The organism is Vibrio sp. 10N.261.55.C5, assembly GCF_041470505.1.
Classification (GTDB): domain Bacteria; phylum Pseudomonadota; class Gammaproteobacteria; order Enterobacterales; family Vibrionaceae; genus Vibrio; species Vibrio crassostreae_C.
This window is the reverse complement of sequence record NZ_JBFRMS010000050.1, coordinates 50,883-71,823: the sequence shown is the minus strand read 5'-3', so window position 1 is coordinate 71,823 and position 20,941 is coordinate 50,883. Positions and strand designations below refer to the sequence as shown.

The following is a 20,941-nucleotide window of genomic DNA, read 5'->3' as shown; positions in this document are numbered from 1 at the left end:
TGGCTTCGTCGTTTATTCAGTATTCTAAAACCGTTCCTAGACGCAGAAATGACAATCTTCAGTGTCTAAACCATAAACGCCTTTTCTAATAGCAAGGTGCTCTTCACCGGCTTTGACGCCCATCTCGTAACCTGTATTAAGAGTACTTTGATCCATAGTTAAACGCTTAACCGCGAAGGCTTCAGGTGGCGCTATCACTTTAATAGTCGCATCTTTGGGTGGGTTACGAATGAACTCCAGAGACTGGTTGTAGTTTTCAGCACGTACCGCCATCGACTCAGCAATATTCGGGAATTTCTTTAATAGTTTCTTCAGCATCCATTGGTGCTTTTGAGGCTTCATTCGGTAGCTCAATGGGTGAGACAGAATCACGGTAATATCGCGTGCGCCACGGCGATATGCTTCACGAACCGGAATCGAATCGGCTACACCGCCATCGGTATAACAGCCACCAGAGAAACACGGAGTTTCACGGTAAGCGATAGGTAAAGCCGTTGTTGCTTCAACAACATTAGAAAGGTTTTCTGGCTTAATATGGTAGTAGTCTGCACTGCCCGTATCGACATTTGTGACAGCAGCAATGAGTGGGATACTTGAAAACAACTCACCACAATCGAGCGGATAACGTTGATTGGATTCGTTCCATAACCATTTAACATCTACCAAGTTACCGCCTTTGGCAAAGCGAGCAGGATTAAAGAAAGTTTTATCCGTCGCCATCGTGGTGATCACATCATAACTGCGTTTTGGTGCATGAGATAAGTAGCCAACCAGATTCGACACACCTGCAGATACGCCGATGGCAAAATCATAAGGACGGAAATCGTCTTGCATGAAGGCGTCTAAAACTCCAGCAGCAAAAATACCTCTCATTGCTCCACCTTCAACGATTAATGCGCTCTTATTCATCTCAAACTCTTCTACTTTATAAACTGATAGTCGTAGAATAATCCCATCACTCTTACAAAGATAATGGGATAGATTTATCAATTCGATAGGTAAAAACTATCAATGTGGATTATTAAATTTTTCAATGATTTAGGGTTGCTTAATAAACAGCGAGATCAAAAAAGGCCGTTGAGTGATTCACTCAACGGCCTTTCAATTAACGAATCAAGATGATTGATTACGACTTAAATTCGCTCACGTCGATTTCAAGCAGTTTACCAATGCCTTCACCGTATGCAGGGTCAGCTTTGTAACAGTGTCTTAGGTGACGCAATTGAATCTCTTTTGGCACGCCGCCTAGGTTGCGAGCAGTGTTATCAAAAAGAATCGCTTGCTTCTCTGGTGTCATTAGGCGGAACAAGTCACCCGGTTGCGAGAAGTAATCTTCATCTTCGCGGTGATCCCAGTGTGCTGCTGCGCCATCTAGGTTCAGTGCTGGTTCAGCGAAATCTGGTTGCTCAGCCCATTGACCTTCGTTGTTTGGCTCATAACCTAATGTGCCACCGAAGTTACCATCGACACGCATCGCGCCATCACGGTGGTAGCTGTGTACTGGGCAACGAGGCGCATTCACTGGAATGTGCTGATGGTTTACACCCAAACGGTAACGTTGTGCATCACCGTAAGCAAACAGACGACCTTGCAGCATCTTGTCTGGCGAGAAGCTGATACCTGGAACTACGTTCGCTGGGTTGAATGCTGACTGCTCTACTTCTGCGAAGAAGTTTTGCGGGTTACGATTTAGCTCAAATTCGCCCACTTCGATCAACGGGTAATCTGCATGAGGCCAGATCTTAGTCAAATCGAACGGGTTGTATGGAACCTTCGCTGCATCCGCTTCTGGCATCACTTGTACTTTCAACGTCCATTTCGGGAAATCTTGGTTATCGATGCTGTCTAGCAAATCACGTTGGTGGCTTTCGCGATCATCACCGATCACTTGTGCCGCTTCTGCATCAGAAAGGTTCTTAATACCTTGCTGAGATTTGAAGTGGAATTTCACCCAGAAACGTTCGTTATCAGCGTTGATGAAGCTGAACGTGTGGCTACCAAAGCCGTGCATGTGACGGTAAGTCGCAGGGATACCACGGTCACTCATTACGATAGTAATTTGGTGCAGAGCTTCCGGCAAAGAAGTCCAGAAATCCCAGTTGTTTTTCGCGCTACGCATGTTGGTGCGTGGGTCACGTTTCACCGCGTGGTTTAAGTCAGGGAACTTAAGAGGATCACGAAGGAAGAATACTGGCGTGTTGTTACCCACCATATCCCAGTTGCCTTCTTCAGTATAAAACTTCAACGCGAAACCGCGAATATCACGCTCCGCGTCCGCTGCGCCACGTTCGCCCGCTACCGTTGTAAATCGTGCAAACAGATCCGTCTTTTTACCGATTTCAGAGAATAGTTTAGCTTTGGTGTATTGAGTAATATCGTGAGTCACAGTGAAAGTGCCGTAAGCCCCTGAACCTTTCGCGTGCATACGACGCTCTGGAATCACCTCACGATCAAAATGCGCCATTTTTTCTAAAAACCAAACATCTTGAAGAAGTTGAGGACCGCGTTTACCCGCAGTTTGGACATTCTGGTTATGAGCAACAGGACAACCCGCAGCTGTAGTTAATTTTTTACTCATCATCTATTCCTTATTACCTTTTAGATGCACCATCTTTGTTGCATCTTTACTTCTGAATGGTGGCTATTCATCACACAAAACCACGCAGTAATTAAGGATATAGAATACGCCTGGGCTAAAGTAAAATATAATCGTTTGTATTTATCGTTATCATGGATAAAACCTATCAAATTAATGATCTAAATCATAATCATTCAATATTGACAATAATATTTACAATATAATAATCATGAACTTACAACACGAAGAAAACCAAAGCTAGGCGCAGCCTACCTCGTAGAAGCCACTATTTTTGAGATATTTTGTGACCTAACCGTAAAGTCGCTGCGATATTTCTTGCCGTTCTTGTTAAGTTAAGCTCCGCCTCTTGTAATACTTTTTCTAAAGTTTGTGGCGATCTTACAGTTCCAAACAAGCTGCTCATTTCGCCGTAAAGCGCTTCTACTTCGGTGCCTAAAGATCCGGCAATTCCTATGGTTGGAATGCCCTGTAAGCTCGCACGTTTGGCAATGCCATAAGGTGTTTTTCCTTGCAGAGTTTGATTGTCCATCTGCCCTTCACCGGTAATCACAAGGTCGGCACCTTTCAACACATCATCGGCTTGCAAAACGTCCAGTACCATCTCGATACCGGGTTTAATTTGCATGTTGAATAGCAAACCAAGTCCCATCGGCGAGCCACCAGCCGCACCATAACCCATACGCTTTTGAACGGATTCACCGCCGTCTACACAACCTTGCGTTTCTGCGACTTGAGCAAAATTCGCAAGCGCCTTATCAAGCATTAAGACTTGTTCAGGTGTCGCTCCTTTTTGCGGACCAAATACATGGCTGGCACCGTTATCGCCACACAATGGATTATCAACATCGCATGCCACAATCAACTCGACATCTGCATAGCGCGAATCCAAACCTGTAAGATCTATTGATGCTAATTCTGCAAGTGCAGCACCACCTCGGCCAAGCTCTTGTCCAGTACTATCTTGCCCTTTGCCATCTTGCCCTTTACTAACTAACAAGCGTCCACCTAACGCTTGAACAATACCTGCACCACCATCGTTGGTCGCACTGCCACCCAATCCTAAAATAATGCTCTCAGCACCTTGTTCAATGGCTTCTAAGATCAATTGCCCTGTACCAAATGAAGAAGCTATTAACGGGTTACGCTGTTCTGATTTAAGTAAATCCAAACCAGAGGCAGCGGCGATCTCAATTAAAGCCGTTTTCTTAGGATTCTGATCCGACGGTTCTAGCATTGCCCATTCTGCATTGACTGGTTGCCCTAACGGCCCTTCGACTTGGCTATGTCGCTTTTCACCAAAAAGCCCTTGGAGCAATACATCCACAGTCCCTTCACCACCATCAGCCAAAGGCAATGTTACGTATTCAGCGTCTGGGAAGATTTCACGAAAGCCCTTTTCAATACACGCCGCCACAGATACAGCCGATAGAGATTCTTTAAACGAGTCTGGTGCAATAACAATTTTCATACTGAGAGATCCAAAAGATTAGTAATTTTGATGAGTGCCCGATCCAAAAATGCCCCTATTGAAGATCAGCAAGCTAATCACTTAATAGGGGCAGTATATAAAGTAAATACTAAGCACATAGCGTCACCCTCACATTGAGGTTATTGATACCCGCAATTTGTGAGTTAGATCTACTACTTACATATTGGAATCATAGATTGAGAGCATCGACCGAAATTTTAGGATAGGCAGAGTAGAGTTGCATAAATTGAAGATGGTATAGTCCACGAAAATCAAACATCTTGGACATCATCATGCATTCTAGCGACATCATCAAATTGGCAAATTTAGGCGTTAATATCGAAATTTCAAAAGACTCTTCATTGCATCCTTCTGATGCGTTGGAAGTGGTAAAGATTGTTGCTGAAATCGGTAGCCAAATCGTCATCAAAAAGAAGTACCACACAGACTACCTGATTCAGATGGCTGAAGTGGGCCGTGATCATGTGACTATTGCTGTTTAAGAACAGCCACTATTTCGAAATTGACATAACCTCAGCTTCAACAGTTTAGAGCGACATGTTGATATGAAAATGCAGCATATTGGGGGGCAATATGCTGCATTTTCTCTTTTCGTTAGGAGCACCGAGAACGCAAAGAGAAACCCGTTAATCATTCTAGGTAGAGTTAGTGGTCAAACAATCTCGGAATACCCGTTTGCACACAAACATCATTCAAACGTTTTTGTGCCGTCAGAATATTATCTTTCCAACGTTCATCTTGAGCCCACATCTCGATCACGAGTGGTACAACGCACTCAGTCTCTTTCAACGTTTCAAAAATGGCATTAAAGTCGACTTCACCATCACCAATCACTAAGTCTCGAAATTGACCTTTGTATTCGTCAGTCACTTTATAAGTGTCTTTGAGGTGGATCTGAGTGATATGAGGCTTGCTCAACTTTAGTTCCGTCACTATGTCGTAATTCCAACCGGAGATATTACCCACATCTGGATACGCCGTGAAATACGGTGAATTGACTTCACGACTCAGCACTTCAAACTTGCTCAAAGAGTTCAAGTAATCTGTATCCATGATTTCCACAGCGAGCATTACGCCCGACCTTTCAGCCAACTGTGCCGAAAGCTTCATTCCTTCAATGAACCTCTGGTGAGTCACTTTATCGGCTGGCTCGTAGTAAACGTCATACCCAGCCAATTGGATGGTACGAATACCCAATTTGTAAGCCAACGAGATCGCTTTCTCCATATGGATAACCGCTTGTTCTCGAATCTCAGGATCAGCAGATCCAAATGGGAACTTACGATGCGCGCTTAAACACATGGATTGCAGCGGTACGCCGTGCTTTTCACAAAGACGACGTAAGGCATAAACTTCTTCGTCATTCCAATCTAGTCGGCTGCGACGCTCGTCTGATTCGTCTACCGATATCTCAAGAAAATCAAAGCCGAGTTCTTTGGTTTGCTTAAGTTTATCTTCCCAGCTGAGTTCGTTAGGTAGAGCCTTCTCATAAAGCCCTACACGATGGCGTAACAGGTTTTGATACATAACGCCTCCTAGTTCCAGTAACGGTCGATCTGAGCTTTTAGCGCTTCTGCTGTCTCTTTACCTTTGTCACCCGCAAGTGCGCGGCCTGCGATAAAGGTTTTCGCTTTAATACCTTCAAATAGGTATAGGTCTTCAGGCACGATGCCACCTGTGATGGAAAGCTCGATGCCCATTTCAGACAAGGCGCGCATCTTCACTAGATCTTCTTCTGTCCAGCCCACACCAGCTAATTCAGCGTCACGAGAACGGTGATAGATAGCTTGAGAGATACCTAGGTCGACCCAAGATTGAGCATCGTCCATTGTCCAGTTACCGTAGATTTCGATTTGGATTTCACCGTTAAATTCATCAGCGACTTTCTTGCATGCACCAATGGTTGCGATGTGTGCAGCAGCAGAAACGGTAATCCAATCAGCACCCGCTTCAAAAGCCATGCGCGCTAGGATTGCGCCACCATCGGTGGTTTTCATATCGCATACAAGGATATGGTCTGGGTGGTTTTTACGAAGGGTAGAAACCGCTGTCATCCCTTCAGCAAAAGCCAAAATAGTGCCCACTTCAATCACATCAACAAAGCTTTCAACGTTGTTTGCCACTTCAATTGCGGCAGGAAGATTTGTTTGGTCTAGGGCGATCTGAATCATTGGTTTAGTCATGTTGTTATCCTTTAATTTGTTCACGTATTAGACGGGCTAAGCTATCATGGTTGTTATCTGTTGAGCACACGCGTTGAACGTGTGATTTGACGATGTCATCAGCATTGAGCATCGCTACACCGAATCCGGCGTACTTAATCATGGATATGTCGTTGTGGTTATCACCGACGGCAATGACGTCATCGGCGTGATAACCGAGTTCTGCGATGTATTCAGCAAGGCGTAGGCCCTTACTGTTACCTTTTGCAGCAAAGTCGATTCGGTTTGACCAAGAACGCTCACCGTTGAAGTTCTCTCCTATCCATGGGTGTTGCATCAAACGGTCGACGGAATCTTGGCTCCCCTCTACCACAAACTTCCAAACGTGTTCAGCTTGTTGAGCTGTTTCTATGAATGATTCCACTTGGTAAATTTGTGGGCGATGTTGCTCTGGTGCCGTTTCAGCCCAGCTTTCCAATGCCAACATGTAGGCAAATGGGTTGTACTGTGAGTACGTCATGGCATGAGTTATATACATCACCATCTTGAGCTGAAACTCGTCAGCCATGTTAATGAAAGTAAGTGCCTTATCTTTCTCTATGGCGTTTTGAGTCAATACCGTTTCAGTTTGATAGTCATAAACATAAGTGCCGTTACAGCAGATGATTGGAGTATCTAGCCCCAATTCGTAATAGTAAGGTCGTGCTGCTGTGTGGTGTCGGCCAGTAACAATCATGACGTGACAACTTTGTTTGGCTTCTTGAATCGCCTTTTTTACTTCTGGATGAATCGTGTGATCATCCTTTAACACGGTTCCATCGAGATCTAACGCCAGCACTTTATACATAGAGTCCTCTACTTATTCCCTGAAGTCGGGCCTAATCAATATTGAAGCTACTTAGAGCCGAAGCTCGTTAAACGGCTTACTTAAACGGCTTATTTAAACAAAAAGCCGATTTACTGTTGGCCGTAATAAGCATTTTCACCGTGCTTACGTAAGTAGTGTTTGTCGGATAGTTCTGGCTGAATTTTGATGCCGCTATTCAAGGTGCGCGTTGCCAACGCCATTGCCGACACTTCTTCTAATACCACCGCGTTATGAACGGCGTCGTTGGCATCTTTGCCCCAAGAGAACGGCGCATGTCCTGCAACAATCACACTTGGAACGGCCATTGGATCGATTCGACGTTGCTTGAACTCTTCAATAATCACCAAGCCAGTATTTTTCTCGTACTCTTCAGAAATTTCAGAGTGAGACAATCGACGTGTACATGGGATGTCACCGTAGAAATAATCAGCGTGAGTGGTGCCTAAGGCTGGGATGTCGATACCCGCTTGTGCCCAAATGGTGGCACTGCGTGAATGCGTGTGAACAATGCCACTCACTTCAGGGAAAGCTTTATAGAGCTCTAAGTGCGTTGCGGTATCGCTTGAAGGATTGAGTTTCCCTTCAACAACCTTGCCTTCGAGATCGACGACCACCATGTCTTCAGCCGTCATATCACTGTATTCGACACCTGATGGTTTAATCGCTATCACTCCGTTAACACGGTCAAACTCAGAGACATTACCCCAAGTAAATGTCACCAAACCGTATTTCGGAAGTTGCAAATTGGCTTCTAAAACACGTTGTTTCAATTGGCTATATTTAGACATCGTTGCCTCCTTACGCCGCTTCCGCTTGAAGCAATGCAGCATCAATTAAACGCGCCACTTCTTCTGGGCTTTTGCACGCGCGAAGTTTTGAGAAGTCTTCATCGAATTCAATCAAGTTCGCCACTTGCATGGTGCCTTCGATGTGCTCTTCTGAGTCCTTACCCGCTAGTGTTATCAGCACATCTACAGGCTCATCAACACCTTCAAACGTAATTGGCGTTTCAAGCACGGTTAGCGCAAACCCAGTACGAATAACACCGTCTTCAGGGCGGCAATGTGGCAGTGCGAACGCATCGTGAATACAGATATAAGGGCCTTCTTCACCAATCGCTTTGGTAATCGCGTCGTAGTAACGCTCTTCTGCAATACCCGCTTTCACCAATGCATCAGTCCCAAGCTTGATCGCCGCTTTCCAGTCAGCTGCTTTTGCGTTCAGTAGGATAGAGTTATTCTTGATAAGAGATTCTTTTAAGTTCATGTTATTGCTCACTTATATAATTGTTTTTATTGGCTCAGCAGTGCGACACCACTGAGCCGTTTTTAATTATTTATGGAAGTTGTTCTCGATGATGGAAACAAGTTCGTCGCCGAAAGTTTTCACCATAATCATGTTCTTAACCGCTAACTGTTGCTTACCTTCCGGCAGACCCGTGATCTTCGCTGCAAGAGCAACCGAAGTAACGATGATGTCGAATGAACCAAGGTGTGATTTGTAATCAGTGATGGCGCTGTTAAAGGTCGAGCTTGGGATGCCTTTCTTGTCCAAATACTCTTTGATTTTCTTAGAGCACATCATTGAAGAACCTTGTCCTGAGCCACAGCACACTAAGACACGAACCGGTTTCTGGTCAGCGGCTGGTGAGATTCGAGTTTCTGATGTTGTAGAAGCTGCCGTTGTTGAAACAGATGGTGCTTCAGCGGTTGCTGTCGATTGTTGTGGAACCGCGACTTCAACCTCAATACCTTCAGGCGTTACTGCGGTCATTGTTTCAGCAGCAGCTTCTGCGTCTTCTTCAGCTCGTAGTTGCTTAGAAGCGAAGTACATGTAGATGCCAGCCAAAGCCAAAATCACAAAGAAGAACATGCTAGAGCTTGAGATACCTTGCATGATTGGTGGGAATACCAGAGCCCAGTCAGCCATGCCCATCCAGCCATTAAACTCAGTACCTGATTGAGCGAAGATATGGATTGCCCACGCAGAGCCAACCACTTCGATGATGCCCATCACGAAACAGATCTTCATCACCGCTTTCCAGCCACCAAAGTGGTTAGCAAACACGCCGATAGTGGCGTTCGAGAAGAACATTGGGATAAAGCCAGGAATGATCATGATTGGTGCGTCAAACGCTAGCATTGCAAGAACAGCGGTGAATTGACCCACTGCGCCCCACATGAAACCAAATACCATTGCGTTAGGAGAGTAGGCGTAAATAGCAGCACAATCGATTGCTAAAACAGCGTTAGGAATAAGGCGTTGAGAAATACCGTTAAATGCCTCGGACAGTTCCGCAACGAACATGCGAACACCAGTAACGATGACTTGAATGGCAACAGCGAATTTCAAACCAGTTTCAAAAATGTAGATAAACCAGTGCGTTTTACCTGCCATGTCCTGAAGGTTATCAAGACCGAACGAAAGAAGAATAATGCCGAAGAAGCCAGTCATTACTAACGTTGTTGCAGCGATACTGTCGTGGAAAATGTGTAACCACTTAGGCAGTTTGATGTGGTCAACACTGTCGTTCTTGTCGCCAAGCTTCGGTGCAACCTTGGTGGCTACCCATGAAGCAAACTGTTGTTGGTGACCAATCGAGAAACCCGCACCACCAGTGACTTCTTGAGTCGGCTTGAACATGATGTTTGAGGAGATACCCCAGTACAACGCCATCAATATTGCTGAATAAATAATGGTTTCCCACATACCTGCACCAAGCACGAAGTAGAAAACAGCAATGAGGCCAGCTTGCTGGAACATGATATGCCCAGTCAGCATGATGGTTCTGATACCCGTAATACGTCGGAAGGCAACAAGTAGAATGTTTAGCCCAAGAGCCAGTAATACTGCATACCCAACCCAAGAGTAGTTGTCGCCCATGGTTTCCATGGTGGACATCATGGAGGTGTACGGGTCAATTACCGATCCCGTTAATCCATGTATTTCACTCATTTTTTCAATAACCGGTTTAAAACCCGCTACCAATGTTCCTGCACCTACCTGCACTATCATGAAACCAACGATGGTTTTAATAGAGCCGGAGATAACAGTTGTTGCGTCACGTTTTAGAAGGATGTAGCCGAGACAAGTAACAAGACCGAGTAGCAACGGTGCTTTGGTCATTACCTGACTGTAAAAAATATAGAAAATATCGTATAAGAATTCCATATCTTTACCCCTGATTGATTTTTAATTTTAATGATTTGTAGGATGTGATGATTCTAGTTTTGCTCACGAACTAGACTTTACCAATCAAAAGTAATCATTCAATGCTCACTTGTGATTACTTTGATTTATATCAATTAACCACACCCAGAATGTGCTTAATTGAGCTTTAGATCACACGTAAAAATTATAAATACAATAAAATCAACCACTTATAAGACATTGTGATTAATGTCTGGTTTTTATAGCGATGTGGTTTGACAATCATGATGGTGATTATTAGAATCAAAACAAATCAAAAGTAATCATTAAATTGTCACAACGACAAAAAGAGTGATAAATATGAATGAAGTACAAAGACATAACGGCATCTTGTCGCTGTTAGAAGATATGCAGACAATCAACGTCTCTCATATTATTGATAAATTTAGTGTTTCTCCTGCTACTGCTAGGCGCGATATCGCTAAGTTAGATGAAGTTGGCCGACTTAGAAAAATTCGAAATGGTGCGGAACGAGTAGAAACTCAGAAGAGAAAGTGGTCACCACTGAATATCAACAGCACTGAGTTCTATGAAGAGAAATCAGAGATTGCTCAAGCAGCTGCAGGGCTTTGTCAGGCTGGCGATACAGTCGTGATCAACTGTGGTTCGACGGCTTTCCTACTCGGTCAGCAATTATGTGGCGATGACGTTCAAATCGTAACGAATTACTTTCCACTCGCAAGCTACTTGATCAACGAAGATCATGACGATGTCATCATCATTGGTGGTCAATACAACAAAGCGCAGAACATCTTTCTAAACCCTGCCCCTAATTCATTAGGCGGCTATGCGGGAAACTGGATGTTCACCTCAGGTAAAGGCTTAACCGATGCCGGGCTGTACAAAGCCGACATGTTAACGGCCGTAGCCGAACAACAAATGCTCGAACAGGTCGATAAGCTTGTCGTCGTGGTCGATAGCTCAAAAGTTGGACAACGTACCGGAATGCTCTTTTGCAGCACCAAACAAATAGACATCGTCATCACCGGTAAAGACGCCAATCCCGAAGTCGTAAAACTGATTGAAGCTCAAGGGACGCAAGTCATCCTAGTTTAAATCGCAGGGCTAACTAGGCCACCAATAATAATAAATTTAGCTCAGTGCCTTAATCCAAATTAAGGCGCTCGGCTCCCTACATCCAAAATTAATCAAATTATTGAAATAAAAGGTATTATCATGAGCAATGTAAACGAAATCACTCGCGAGTCTTGGATCCTAAATACATTCCCTGAGTGGGGCACATGGTTAAATGAAGAGATTGAACAAACAGTTGTGCAACCGGGTACGTTTTCTATGTGGTGGCTAGGTTGTACAGGTATTTGGCTAAAATCAGAAGAAGGTGCAAACCTATCAATGGACTTCTGGTGTGGTACTGGTAAAAAAACACAAGCCGTTCAAAAAATGAAAAACCAGCACCAAATGATGCGTATGGGCGGTGTGGAAGCACTTCAACCAAACCTACGTACCGCGATCTTCCCATTGGACCCTTTCGCTATCAAAGAGATCGATGCAGTTATGGCATCTCATGACCACGGCGACCACATTGATATCAACGTTGCAGCGGCAGTTCTACAAAACTGCGGCGACCACGTTAAATTCATTGGCCCTAAAGCGTGTGTTGATTTATGGATGAAATGGGGTGTGCCAGAAGATCGTTGTGTTATTGCTAAAGTTGGCGACGAGATCAAAATCAAAGACGTGAACATCAAGGTTCTTGACGCATTCGACCGTACAGCTCTAGTGACACTTCCTGAAGGAACATCTTCCCTAGACAAAGAAATTCTAGACGGAATGGACGACCGTGCAGTGAACTACCTAGTAGAAACAACAGGCGGTTCAGTTTACCACTCTGGTGATTCTCACTACTCAAACTACTATGCTAAACACGGTAATGACCACAAGATCGACGTTGCACTGCTTTCTTACGGTGAGAACCCACGTGGCGTAACAGACAAAATGACATCTTCAGACATTCTTCGTGCTGCTGAGTCTTTGAACTGTGAAGTAGTTGTTCCGTTCCACCACGACATTTGGGCTAACTTCCAAAATGACCCGCGTGAAATCGAAATGCTGTGGAACATGAAGAAAGAACGTCTTCAATACGGCTTCGCACCTTTCTTCTGGCAAGTTGGTGGTAAATACACATACCCAACAGATAAAGGCCGCATGCACTACCAGCACTTCCGTGGCTTTGCAGACATCTTCACAAATGACCCAGAACTGCCATACCGCGCATTCTTGTAAACATTAAGAAAAGCACTAACTAGGGAGCAATGCGCTCCCTTTTTTTATCATCGAATAAGGATGTTGATATGGTATTACGTGAGTTCAAAAAGCATTTCAGTCATGGCGACCTGAAAGCAGCAATTGGTGTCGTATCACCCGGCGCCAATGGTTATTACTTAATGGTCAAAAGTCATAAGTGGGGAGTAAACAGCTTTCTTGAATCCGACAGAAAAATGCAACCCAGAGTATTCAAGACTCAACAAGCTTTGTTGAACGCCGCTAAAGCGATCGGCTTTCCTTACCACTCGATCGATATCCAACATCTCTAACCGCTCATATTCCGATTAAATTAAGATCGGAGAGAGCCGTTATTCCAGCGGAACAAGCAAACCATTCGCCTAGCGAATAAAAGAAAACAGAAAGCATTTATTAATCCACTCGATAAAAATAATTCTTACAATTAAGCGTGTTTATTCGTTAATAATATTGGCACTCAACGGCATAATAGTCATGAATCCATTCAAAGAGTTAGGTTATGTTCTACAAGCGTCTTTTGGTATTGGCTTTACCGCTTACTTTTGTGTTTTCCACCCATGCTGAAACATTTGGTGAGCGAATGGCGCGCATCGAACAAGAGAATGTACTGGCGAAAACCATGAGTGAAGAACAAGTTGAATTGATACAAAAAGTCGTACAGACCAATCACTGCGCTAAAGTGGCGTTAACCCATCACCAACGCATTTTGGGGCAATATAAGGTTGAGACATCTTCTTCTGAGTTATTCGTAAAATGGCGTCAACTCGGTAAGCAGTTAGACGCTCAATACGAGATGGATTACCCCGGCTACCCTAAGCACGCTTTTCAAGAATATCCTGCGGCTTCAGGCAAAGTCGATGGCTACCTTTTTGCTCTAATCGACAATGGTTTAAACGAGCAATCGTGGATCGCCAAAGAGTTTAAGCAGTGTAAAAAGAATAAGCTCATATCCCGAACCTAAGCTCTAGTCTGCTCTGGTTCGAGAGCACTCACTCGCATTGGTTCTCATAAAGTAAGAACAGCCCTTCATAACCGCCAATTTCGATTTCACTCACATAGTCACCAACGTTACCGTTAGCATCAACAGGTTTCATTGGGACATCCAGCGCAATGGTGAGTTTTGCCGCGTCATAAAAGCTCGGATTCTTACCGTGGAAATCCGTGCGATACAACACACGACCATTGCTGAACTCTCTCGCTAACACCATGTCCTCAGGACCACCAGCAACCACCTGATTTTCAGATTGATACATAAAGTACGTGAACGTCGGTAGAACGTGAGTCATGCCATTGGGCAGATCAGCATGCACCATTTCGTTCATCGAGGCATCGCCAACGATGGTGTAGTCAGCGGGCTGAGGTGTCGTTGTCGATAGCATCAAAGGAATCGGCACAAAGCCTTGTGGGATTTGATGACTCGGCTCTCCCAAATCAACAGCCAATAACGAACTTGGTTGGTAGGCGATGTTTTTAGGGACACCACTTTGCCAGAAAATCTCAGCCGTCGTATTGCCACTTCCATAGACGTAACCATTGTTCCACTGATTAAAGTAGCTATGTTGAGCGTGTCGATTGAGGTGGTAGATCGCTAGGGTCGAGTATTGGTCTTGCTTCCAATTCTCTTCACTATTTTCAAGGTACTGAACTCGCCCATAACGCGTTGTCGCCTGAAAAATAACACTTTGTCCATTATAGGCGAGCGCAGAATTATCCCAGAATTTAGAGATCCCCGAGTAACCACTAAACCCAGTAGACGGAAAAATGTAGTGCTCGCGTAAATACAGAGATCCCGCCTCGCTAAGATGAGACTGTCCATTTCGACCCAGTAAGTTCGCGGTTCCGATATTCAACCCAATCGACGCATCACTTTCTAAAGCAGATAGATTTTTCAGAAACGCTGAAAATTGTTGTTTATAGAGATCATCCGCTTGATTCGAACCCGCAACAGCTCCTAACTCTTGAACATGCCCGCCAGAATGAACATAGAACTGATTCGAACCAATAAGCTTATTTGTGTCGTCGTTGTACGCACCATTCAAACCTTGGCTTGCCCAGCTTTGCTTGTAGTAGCGATGAATAGCAGATAGATAATCCGCGTTTGCGACGTTCGTTAGCGACCAAGATGAGTTAGCGCTCCACATTCGACCAAATGGCACCACTCTTGATTCCCAACGAAAACGTGCTGTCGCGTTCTTATTGGTTCGATTTCGATACTCGCTTGGCGACAAGTAGTTATCACCATCTAGGTCTGCAGACACATCAAAACCACGGATTTTTCGCCATTGGCTGATAGCATTGCCGTCCGGGGTTGAAGTCGGAGCATCGGTTAACTTGACGGTTGGAAAACTGTTTTTGAGTTTTACTTCTTTTAAACGCGGCCTGTCGTCGGCATTCTCACTTTGCCAACGAACTCTCACAACGTATAAGCGCCCACCATCTCTCAAAAAGGTTGAACCAAAATACTGGCCGCCGCCATAACTCGCACCGCTCCCATCATGAGTTGTAGCTCTTAACCAGTTATCCGGAAGGTTCCAGATCACCGATTGGTTTTTGGTCATATTGAGCGTTTTGTCTTTCTTTACATCAAGCCTTTCCCATTGTGAAACCCTACCCTGAGAATCAATAGCAGTTGGGTATTCAATCCAAAATTCACCGCTGCCAGCAAACTGTGAGAACTTAAAGGTCAGCCGTTCGAACTGTTCAGCATGATAGACATACAAAGCCCCACCCTGTTCGAAATTCTCAAACACATCGGCATCCCACGGAGGCTCTTGATACAACCAAAAACCAGCATGGTCTTCACTGGCTGTATAACCCAAGATCATAGGTTTTCGGTTTAAAAGGGTCTTTTCGCCATGAGTTTTATCAACTTCGGCAATGACAGTATCTTCAGAAAAGTGCAGAAAATAGTCTTCGAAATTGAGGCCTTCTAACTCAGCTTGGTTACGGAGATCGTTCTCCAACCAACCCGAGTTCATCGCCATGACTTGGTTGTACATATAACCAATTGTCGTAGCCCGCTCATTGTCGGCTTTGTCGGCATAAGCTCCGAACACAATATCACTGTTGGAAATTTCCCAATCAATGACGGCATTCGTAGATAGTGGAGAGCCCGAAAGATCAACACCAACTTCATGTTGCCCTGGCAGCACAACCGCTGTACCAACAGCAAAAGCGTAACCAGCGATTAAACATGACGGTATGAGTGCGAGCAGCCCAGAAATGTAGGTTTTCATGATTCAAATTTCCTAATCGATACTGTCATGCCTTAAATCACAAAACGAAAAGTCAGCCAACTTACGTGTCAATTTAGGAATCAAAATACGAAAAAAGTATCGACTACATGGCTCTATTGTTCAAGTGCTCGTCTGTCTTGTTTCATCGGTGGCAAGTAAAACGAGCAAATGCCGATTCAAAATCAATGCATTAAGGAAAATATAAGTTTTTGTGATTTTAATTTTATTTGGAAACCAAGTATCTCCGGCTAACGAGAAATCAGCTCAGATTTTCTCAAAATGAGAATAATACGGTTTGGAAGATGAGAAGTTATCAGAGCCTAGAACTCAGAATAGGACTTGGATTTGCTGTATCGAATCTCAGTTTGAGCGCCACACTATTGAAACTCAATTTGGATAGCCCCAGAGGCACTCTGTTGACCTTCGCCACTTAAGAAGTTCGTTCTATCCTGATTGGTATCGAATACACAGACAATTTTCAAACTTTGCGGAAAAGAGGAAAAGTTGACCGAGTGAGTCACCCATAAAAAACCATCGAAGCCTTTCAGCGTGTCTTCACAAACGTCAGTTAACACGTCTCTGATTTGATTCTCGATTTTCTTATCTGATTTACGCATGCGGCAAAGGTCCTATTTAACACCTTAAAAAATAAGGTTTTTCGGTCAGTTTCGTACTACCTAATATTGGACACTGTGGCGGTTTCAAATGCAAAGTATTTATTGGGGAGAGTCGACTGGAAGATATAGAGGAAACGCCTCATGTTTGATAGCTTACGAGGCGATCAAACATGAGACGAGTATAGAATTTACTAAAACATTAGCTCGCCGCTTGTTCCCAATCAGTTAATAACTTCATGATTACGCGAGAGTCTTGGTGGGTTGCCATTGGCGCAGCAAGTTGTGTATCACCTTGCTCAACCGCTTGGCGGATATTGCGCACTTGATAATGGAAACCATCACCTTGCGCTTCGACTTTCACTTCACGTGTCGACGTTTCATAGATCTCTACCGTAAACGTGTTTTCTGCCGTCGGTAGCCATGGATTAGTATCTAGCGTGATACAGCCTTTGCTGCCTAGGATCGTAAAACCATGCTTTAAACCGTGGTCTTCAGCAGTGTGGATTTGTGCGGTAAAACGGTCGTTGAAATGCATCATCGCCGACGATTCACAGATATTGCCATCTTCGCCTCGTCGACCGATTGCTGAGATCTGCACGTCATCGAACACGCTCTCACCAAATTGCTGCTGCGCAACAGAGTGAATCAGCGACATTGGGTAACAGCCAAGGTTGTATAGCGCGCCTTTGCTCGCAGGATTCACGAACTGATCAATCGCCGCAACGTAGGAACCTTGAATTGAACGCACTTCGCCAATCTCACCAGTTGCCAGTTCTTGATGAAGCTTGGTGATAAGTGGATGGTTTAAATACATCAAACCTTCAGCAAAGAATACGCCCGCTTCTTTCACGGCTAGTAAAGCTTGCTCGGTTTTTTCCATATCAACCGATAACGATTTTTCACACAAGATCGCTTTGCCTTTTTGAGCCGCTTTAATCACATACTCATGATGAACATGGTTTGGCAGAGCAATATAGATAATGTCGACCGACTCATCTTCAATCAAGGCTTCATAGCTGTTGAAGGTTTGTGTTGGTTGGTATTGGGCAGCAAACTCGTTAAGTGTTTTTTCAGTGCGACCAGCAACGGCATACAGCTCGCTTTGAGCATCGCCTTTAATCGCATCCGCCATTACACCTGAGATAAAACTGGTTCCTAGAATTCCCCATTTCATGTCTTAGCTCTCCTGCTCTTGTGTTTTGATAGGTCCACGTTGTGTTTCAAATGCTTGCACTAATTCCGTTATATCACGCTCAATAAACGCTTGGGTATGAGGCATACCAAAGTGCTGATTGATCGCTTCACGGTTTGCGTATTGCTCAAGCAAGATCACACGATCGCTTTGGCTTTGATCATAGGTTGCAATTGCTTGGAGGCAGCCCGGTTCGCTTTGCATGTCTAAACAAAACTGTTCGATAGCTTCGAGCGCAGCTGCTCGTTCTATGTTGGTTTTGATCTTAAGTTCGGCAGTAACAAAGATAGTTTCATTCGTTTGAGGCATTGCACGCTCTTATTTTAGTTAATTATCGGTTTGCCATTAATATAATTAACCCCTAAGAATTGATAAACTCACGTTTTGTTTATTGTTTATCAACCAAAAGTGTTCAATGGATAAGTTAACCAGCATGAAAGTCTTCGTCTATGTGGTGGAACAAGGTAGCTTTCGCAGCGCCGCAAACCACTTCAACCTGTCGGCGACTATGATAAGCAAACATGTCCATTCCTTAGAAGCCAGTTTGAAGTCTCAGCTGATCCACCGCACCACGCGTAAGCAATCGTTAACCGATTCAGGACAACTTTACTATCGTGAGTGTAAGCGAATTCTCGAAGACATCAGCAATGCAGAGAACCTGATTCAAACCTTGGAAAATCAACCACAAGGCACGGTAAAAATAAACTGCCCTGTCACCTATGGAAACAAGGTACTCGCCCCTATCGTAGCTAAGTTTCTCGCGCATCACCCAACCATTAACGTTGAGCTGATGTTGAATAATGACCTTGTTGATCCTTATTCATCTGACATTGACCTGATTGTGCGAATTGGTGACCTATCCGATTCAAGCTTGGTCGCAAGGTATTTAGGGGATTATGAGATGTGTTACTGCGCGGCGCCCGCTTACCTAAACCAACATGCTGAAATCAGAGTATTGGAAGACTTGGCGCAGCACCCATCGCTTGGATTCAGTTACAGCAGCCAAGCTCCTCACGCCACACCGAATAAAGAACGTGTGCGCTTGATGTCGAATAATGGTGATGTGTTGCGGTATGCCGCCCTGCAGGGTGTGGGCGTGTTGTTGCAACCGACTATCTTAGTCGCAGAAGAGATTGATCGTGGAGCGCTGTTGGAAATCCTACCCGGCATGGCGCCGTTACCAAAGCCGATTCACTTGCTCTACAAAACCTAGCAACTGTCGTTGAAGAACAGAACCTTTGTCGAGTTCTTGTTAGCTGCGTTTGCTGAGTAACTAAGCGCTTTCTAAACAACAAAGACCGCTAGACTGTTTGCCATTGGCTCATCAAGCGCTTGCCAAGATCAGAGGGCGTGGTGTTATGGACGATCATCTCATCACATTGGTTGAACACCATGAAGTGTTTTAGTTCATCGCATAAAGCATGAACCAACAACTCATGGTTTTTAATTCGCTCTTCCACAACCAAGTTACGGATATTGAGCAAACCACTCTTCCTGTCGACCTTGCAATCCATTCGTGCCACCAGCTCACCTTGCCACAGAATCGGTAAGCTAAAATAACCAAACTGACGCTTGGCCTCTGGAACATAGCATTCTAGGAGGTAATCAAAGTTGAACAATGATTGCATTCGCTTTCGTTGAATCAGCAGGTTATCAAACGGAGACAGTATCTTAAGCTTGGTTCTGGAAAGAGGTTGATTCAGCAGTTCAAAAGCACCTGGCAGGACATAGTAATCAGAGCCTTGAATATCTACTTTCAGAACCTGCTTATCTTCAAGCATCTGTTGGAGTGCTCTCTGAATCAAAGGCTTTGTGTTCTTGAGTAGGTAGCTCATTTCCGACGCTATTCCAACTCCGTTAGCCTCTAAATAACGTGTTATCAGATGCTCGATGTACTCTTGTTCTGTCGGCTCAGAGGTATCAATTCCGCTCGGTAAAACTCGCTCGGTTAGGTCATACACCTTATGAAAGTTAACTCGGCTTGGCACCATTAAGTCGCCTTGCATGAACAATGTTTCTAATGCTTGCTTGGCCGGTTTACCGCCCCAACCGCCGGGGTTTGGCCTATCCCCTTCAAAATCTTTCGCCATCAACGGCCCTTCATTCTCAATACGTTTGAGAACATGAGCCATCAGTGCGTCATCCTTTTTATACCAATGCTTGAGCTTACCGCTCGCAAAACCATTCTTGCGGTGTAGGCTGAATCGGAAGTCACGCATGGGTAAATACGCGGCGGCATGCGACCAATACTCAAATACTTCTCGACGCTCTAACAGCTTATCAAGATGGTTCAGTTGGTAATCTTGATTGCGATTCCAAAGCGTGTGGTGGTGAGCTCGCTGAATCACAGAGATGGTATCAATTTGCACATAGCCAAGGTTTTCAATCGCAGACAACGTGTTCGCCAAAGCGCCCCCATTGCGTTGCTTTTTAGGTGGCAACTTCTTAGGCGGCAGCTTTTGCGAAAGCAATACCAGTTTTTGCGCTTGAGCGAGTGACAGTGATTCCATGAAATTCAGACTCTAATTGATAGCAATGATCCGTTTATGATTCAGCAATAAGCTCTTGAAGAATCTGCTTGTAGGTTTCTACCGTCTGCGCGCCCGTTACTGCACTCTTACGGTTGAACACCACAGTAGGAACCGCAGAGATCCCCATGCGTTGCCATTCAAACTCTTGCGCTTCAATTTGCTTCAAGTTGTCGGTGTTCTTTAGGCGCTTCAGTGCCTTCGTTGAGTCTAAGCCAACCGCTTCAAGCTCTTGTGCAATGACTTCAAGATCGGACAGGTCTTTTTGCTCTGTGAAGTGAGCAGCAAAGAAGCGTAGCTTTAACTCAGTCTGTTTGCCGTGCGCTAGTGCAAAATCGAGAAGTACATGTAGATGACGTGAATTGACCATTCTCATACTGTCATAGAAATTGAAATCGAAACCAACCGCTTGGCCGCGAGCCGAAAGCTGTTCTCGTGAACGTTGGCTCTCTTCTGCGCTAGAACCGTATTTTCTCATGATATGGACACGCAGGTTTTCGCCCTCTTGCGGCATGTCAGGGTTAAGCTCAAACGGCTGCCATTCAAGTTCAATCTGGTCTTCTAAACCAAGTTCCGCAACGGCTAGCTCTAAGTTTTTGTAACCGACTACGCACCACGGGCACATTACGTCAGAAATAATATCAAGTTGAAGTTTCTTGCTCATAATCATTCCAAATATCGTTACTAAGGCGTATCCAATTCAAAGTGAATACCCATCTTTCTGGTTAGACTACAACAAGCTGAACACTCGTTCAAATTTAACTCAATACAACAGCAG

The 20,941-nt window shown here is 44.6% G+C and carries 21 protein-coding genes; 6 read left to right on the top strand and 15 right to left on the bottom strand.

Going from position 1 to position 20,941, the window contains the following annotated elements; translation table 11 throughout:
• Positions 1 to 36: 36 nt before the first annotated feature.
• From AB4263_RS17740 to AB4263_RS17730, 3 genes are all read right to left on the bottom strand, one after another.
• Positions 37 to 909 (bottom strand): patatin family protein, encoded by an 873-nt coding sequence (locus AB4263_RS17740; RefSeq protein WP_065583767.1) that lies wholly within the window; start codon positions 907 to 909, stop codon positions 37 to 39.
• Positions 910 to 1,126: 217 nt separating this feature from the next.
• Positions 1,127 to 2,578: a catalase gene (locus AB4263_RS17735; RefSeq protein ID WP_102398420.1), complete on the bottom strand. Its 1,452-nt coding sequence runs from the start codon at positions 2,576 to 2,578 to the stop codon at positions 1,127 to 1,129.
• Positions 2,579 to 2,864: 286 nt separating this feature from the next.
• Positions 2,865 to 4,067, bottom strand: coding sequence for a glycerate kinase (locus AB4263_RS17730; protein WP_102398421.1), 1,203 nt, complete (start codon positions 4,065 to 4,067; stop codon positions 2,865 to 2,867).
• Positions 4,068 to 4,360: 293 nt separating this feature from the next.
• Between AB4263_RS17730 and AB4263_RS17725 the strand changes: the two genes are divergently transcribed.
• Positions 4,361 to 4,570, top strand: a complete 210-nt coding sequence (locus AB4263_RS17725; RefSeq protein WP_009845895.1) for a hypothetical protein — start codon at positions 4,361 to 4,363, stop codon at positions 4,568 to 4,570.
• Positions 4,571 to 4,733: 163 nt separating this feature from the next.
• Here AB4263_RS17725 and AB4263_RS17720 read toward each other — a convergent pair whose 3' ends face one another.
• From AB4263_RS17720 to AB4263_RS17695, 6 genes are all read right to left on the bottom strand, one after another.
• The gene (locus AB4263_RS17720; RefSeq protein WP_372098623.1) at positions 4,734 to 5,615 is read right to left on the bottom strand and encodes an L-ribulose-5-phosphate 3-epimerase; all 882 of its coding nucleotides are present in this window, start codon (positions 5,613 to 5,615) and stop codon (positions 4,734 to 4,736) included.
• A gap of 8 nt (positions 5,616 to 5,623) precedes the next feature.
• Positions 5,624 to 6,271 carry a 3-keto-L-gulonate-6-phosphate decarboxylase UlaD gene (locus AB4263_RS17715; protein ID WP_009845897.1) on the bottom strand — a complete coding sequence of 216 codons (648 nt, stop codon included), beginning with the start codon at positions 6,269 to 6,271 and terminating at the stop codon, positions 5,624 to 5,626.
• A 4-nt stretch (positions 6,272 to 6,275) separates the two neighbouring features.
• Complete coding sequence (locus AB4263_RS17710; protein ID WP_372098622.1) at positions 6,276 to 7,097, bottom strand: pyridoxal phosphatase; 822 nt, start codon at positions 7,095 to 7,097, stop codon at positions 6,276 to 6,278.
• 110 nt (positions 7,098 to 7,207) lie between these two features.
• Complete coding sequence (locus AB4263_RS17705) at positions 7,208 to 7,906, bottom strand: L-ribulose-5-phosphate 4-epimerase (protein ID WP_017064003.1); 699 nt, start codon at positions 7,904 to 7,906, stop codon at positions 7,208 to 7,210.
• A gap of 10 nt (positions 7,907 to 7,916) precedes the next feature.
• Positions 7,917 to 8,384, bottom strand: a complete 468-nt coding sequence (locus AB4263_RS17700; RefSeq protein ID WP_017064004.1) for a PTS sugar transporter subunit IIA — start codon at positions 8,382 to 8,384, stop codon at positions 7,917 to 7,919.
• 66 nt (positions 8,385 to 8,450) lie between these two features.
• Positions 8,451 to 10,289: a PTS ascorbate-specific subunit IIBC gene (locus AB4263_RS17695; RefSeq protein ID WP_017060920.1), complete on the bottom strand. Its 1,839-nt coding sequence runs from the start codon at positions 10,287 to 10,289 to the stop codon at positions 8,451 to 8,453.
• A 339-nt stretch (positions 10,290 to 10,628) separates the two neighbouring features.
• Between AB4263_RS17695 and ulaR the strand changes: the two genes are divergently transcribed.
• From ulaR to AB4263_RS17675, 4 genes are all read left to right on the top strand, one after another.
• Entirely contained in the window at positions 10,629 to 11,384 is a 756-nt protein-coding gene (gene ulaR / locus AB4263_RS17690) for an HTH-type transcriptional regulator UlaR (protein ID WP_017064005.1), read from the top strand.
• Positions 11,385 to 11,504: 120 nt separating this feature from the next.
• Positions 11,505 to 12,572, top strand: coding sequence for an L-ascorbate 6-phosphate lactonase (gene ulaG, locus AB4263_RS17685; RefSeq protein WP_017060922.1), 1,068 nt, complete (start codon positions 11,505 to 11,507; stop codon positions 12,570 to 12,572).
• A gap of 68 nt (positions 12,573 to 12,640) precedes the next feature.
• Positions 12,641 to 12,883 carry a hypothetical protein gene (locus tag AB4263_RS17680; protein ID WP_017060923.1) on the top strand — a complete coding sequence of 81 codons (243 nt, stop codon included), beginning with the start codon at positions 12,641 to 12,643 and terminating at the stop codon, positions 12,881 to 12,883.
• 206 nt (positions 12,884 to 13,089) lie between these two features.
• The gene (locus AB4263_RS17675; RefSeq protein WP_017069722.1) at positions 13,090 to 13,551 is read left to right on the top strand and encodes a hypothetical protein; all 462 of its coding nucleotides are present in this window, start codon (positions 13,090 to 13,092) and stop codon (positions 13,549 to 13,551) included.
• A gap of 28 nt (positions 13,552 to 13,579) precedes the next feature.
• Here the strand turns inward: AB4263_RS17675 and AB4263_RS17670 are convergent, their stop codons facing one another.
• The 4 genes from AB4263_RS17670 to AB4263_RS17655 form a co-directional block, all read right to left on the bottom strand.
• Positions 13,580 to 15,826, bottom strand: a complete 2,247-nt coding sequence (locus AB4263_RS17670) for a hypothetical protein (protein WP_372098621.1) — start codon at positions 15,824 to 15,826, stop codon at positions 13,580 to 13,582.
• A 377-nt stretch (positions 15,827 to 16,203) separates the two neighbouring features.
• Positions 16,204 to 16,443: a Fis family transcriptional regulator gene (locus AB4263_RS17665; RefSeq protein WP_372098620.1), complete on the bottom strand. Its 240-nt coding sequence runs from the start codon at positions 16,441 to 16,443 to the stop codon at positions 16,204 to 16,206.
• A gap of 199 nt (positions 16,444 to 16,642) precedes the next feature.
• Complete coding sequence (locus AB4263_RS17660; RefSeq protein WP_372051633.1) at positions 16,643 to 17,617, bottom strand: Gfo/Idh/MocA family protein; 975 nt, start codon at positions 17,615 to 17,617, stop codon at positions 16,643 to 16,645.
• A 3-nt stretch (positions 17,618 to 17,620) separates the two neighbouring features.
• Complete coding sequence (locus AB4263_RS17655) at positions 17,621 to 17,944, bottom strand: putative quinol monooxygenase (protein WP_017069719.1); 324 nt, start codon at positions 17,942 to 17,944, stop codon at positions 17,621 to 17,623.
• Positions 17,945 to 18,050: 106 nt separating this feature from the next.
• Here AB4263_RS17655 and AB4263_RS17650 point away from each other — a divergent pair, with 106 nt between their 5' ends.
• Positions 18,051 to 18,848: a LysR substrate-binding domain-containing protein gene (locus tag AB4263_RS17650; protein ID WP_372098619.1), complete on the top strand. Its 798-nt coding sequence runs from the start codon at positions 18,051 to 18,053 to the stop codon at positions 18,846 to 18,848.
• Positions 18,849 to 18,936: 88 nt separating this feature from the next.
• On the opposite strand, the gene AB4263_RS17645 is transcribed toward AB4263_RS17650, so the two are convergent.
• Positions 18,937 to 20,145, bottom strand: a complete 1,209-nt coding sequence (locus AB4263_RS17645; protein ID WP_372098618.1) for a winged helix-turn-helix domain-containing protein — start codon at positions 20,143 to 20,145, stop codon at positions 18,937 to 18,939.
• 34 nt (positions 20,146 to 20,179) lie between these two features.
• Positions 20,180 to 20,827: a DsbA family oxidoreductase gene (locus AB4263_RS17640; protein WP_372098617.1), complete on the bottom strand. Its 648-nt coding sequence runs from the start codon at positions 20,825 to 20,827 to the stop codon at positions 20,180 to 20,182.
• Positions 20,828 to 20,941: the final 114 nt, after the last annotated feature.

Bases quoted from the DNA above. Each gene is read 5' to 3' on its own strand.
- AB4263_RS17725 (WP_009845895.1), top strand. From the start codon at position 4,361: ATGCATTCTAGCGACATCATCAAATTGGCAAATTTAGGCGTTAATATC.
- AB4263_RS17645 (WP_372098618.1), bottom strand. From the start codon at position 20,145: ATGGAATCACTGTCACTCGCTCAAGCGCAAAAACTGGTATTGCTTTCG.
- AB4263_RS17730 (WP_102398421.1), bottom strand. From the start codon at position 4,067: ATGAAAATTGTTATTGCACCAGACTCGTTTAAAGAATCTCTATCGGCT.
- AB4263_RS17670 (WP_372098621.1), bottom strand. From the start codon at position 15,826: ATGAAAACCTACATTTCTGGGCTGCTCGCACTCATACCGTCATGTTTA.
- AB4263_RS17650 (WP_372098619.1), top strand. From the start codon at position 18,051: ATGGATAAGTTAACCAGCATGAAAGTCTTCGTCTATGTGGTGGAACAA.
- AB4263_RS17680 (WP_017060923.1), top strand. From the start codon at position 12,641: ATGGTATTACGTGAGTTCAAAAAGCATTTCAGTCATGGCGACCTGAAA.
- ulaR (WP_017064005.1), top strand. From the start codon at position 10,629: ATGAATGAAGTACAAAGACATAACGGCATCTTGTCGCTGTTAGAAGAT.
- AB4263_RS17705 (WP_017064003.1), bottom strand. From the start codon at position 7,906: ATGTCTAAATATAGCCAATTGAAACAACGTGTTTTAGAAGCCAATTTG.
- AB4263_RS17710 (WP_372098622.1), bottom strand. From the start codon at position 7,097: ATGTATAAAGTGCTGGCGTTAGATCTCGATGGAACCGTGTTAAAGGAT.
- AB4263_RS17660 (WP_372051633.1), bottom strand. From the start codon at position 17,617: ATGAAATGGGGAATTCTAGGAACCAGTTTTATCTCAGGTGTAATGGCG.
- AB4263_RS17700 (WP_017064004.1), bottom strand. From the start codon at position 8,384: ATGAACTTAAAAGAATCTCTTATCAAGAATAACTCTATCCTACTGAAC.
- AB4263_RS17740 (WP_065583767.1), bottom strand. From the start codon at position 909: ATGAATAAGAGCGCATTAATCGTTGAAGGTGGAGCAATGAGAGGTATT.
- AB4263_RS17720 (WP_372098623.1), bottom strand. From the start codon at position 5,615: ATGTATCAAAACCTGTTACGCCATCGTGTAGGGCTTTATGAGAAGGCT.
- AB4263_RS17655 (WP_017069719.1), bottom strand. From the start codon at position 17,944: ATGCCTCAAACGAATGAAACTATCTTTGTTACTGCCGAACTTAAGATC.
- AB4263_RS17735 (WP_102398420.1), bottom strand. From the start codon at position 2,578: ATGAGTAAAAAATTAACTACAGCTGCGGGTTGTCCTGTTGCTCATAAC.
- AB4263_RS17640 (WP_372098617.1), bottom strand. From the start codon at position 20,827: ATGAGCAAGAAACTTCAACTTGATATTATTTCTGACGTAATGTGCCCG.
- AB4263_RS17675 (WP_017069722.1), top strand. From the start codon at position 13,090: ATGTTCTACAAGCGTCTTTTGGTATTGGCTTTACCGCTTACTTTTGTG.
- AB4263_RS17715 (WP_009845897.1), bottom strand. From the start codon at position 6,271: ATGACTAAACCAATGATTCAGATCGCCCTAGACCAAACAAATCTTCCT.
- AB4263_RS17695 (WP_017060920.1), bottom strand. From the start codon at position 10,289: ATGGAATTCTTATACGATATTTTCTATATTTTTTACAGTCAGGTAATG.
- ulaG (WP_017060922.1), top strand. From the start codon at position 11,505: ATGAGCAATGTAAACGAAATCACTCGCGAGTCTTGGATCCTAAATACA.
- AB4263_RS17665 (WP_372098620.1), bottom strand. From the start codon at position 16,443: ATGCGTAAATCAGATAAGAAAATCGAGAATCAAATCAGAGACGTGTTA.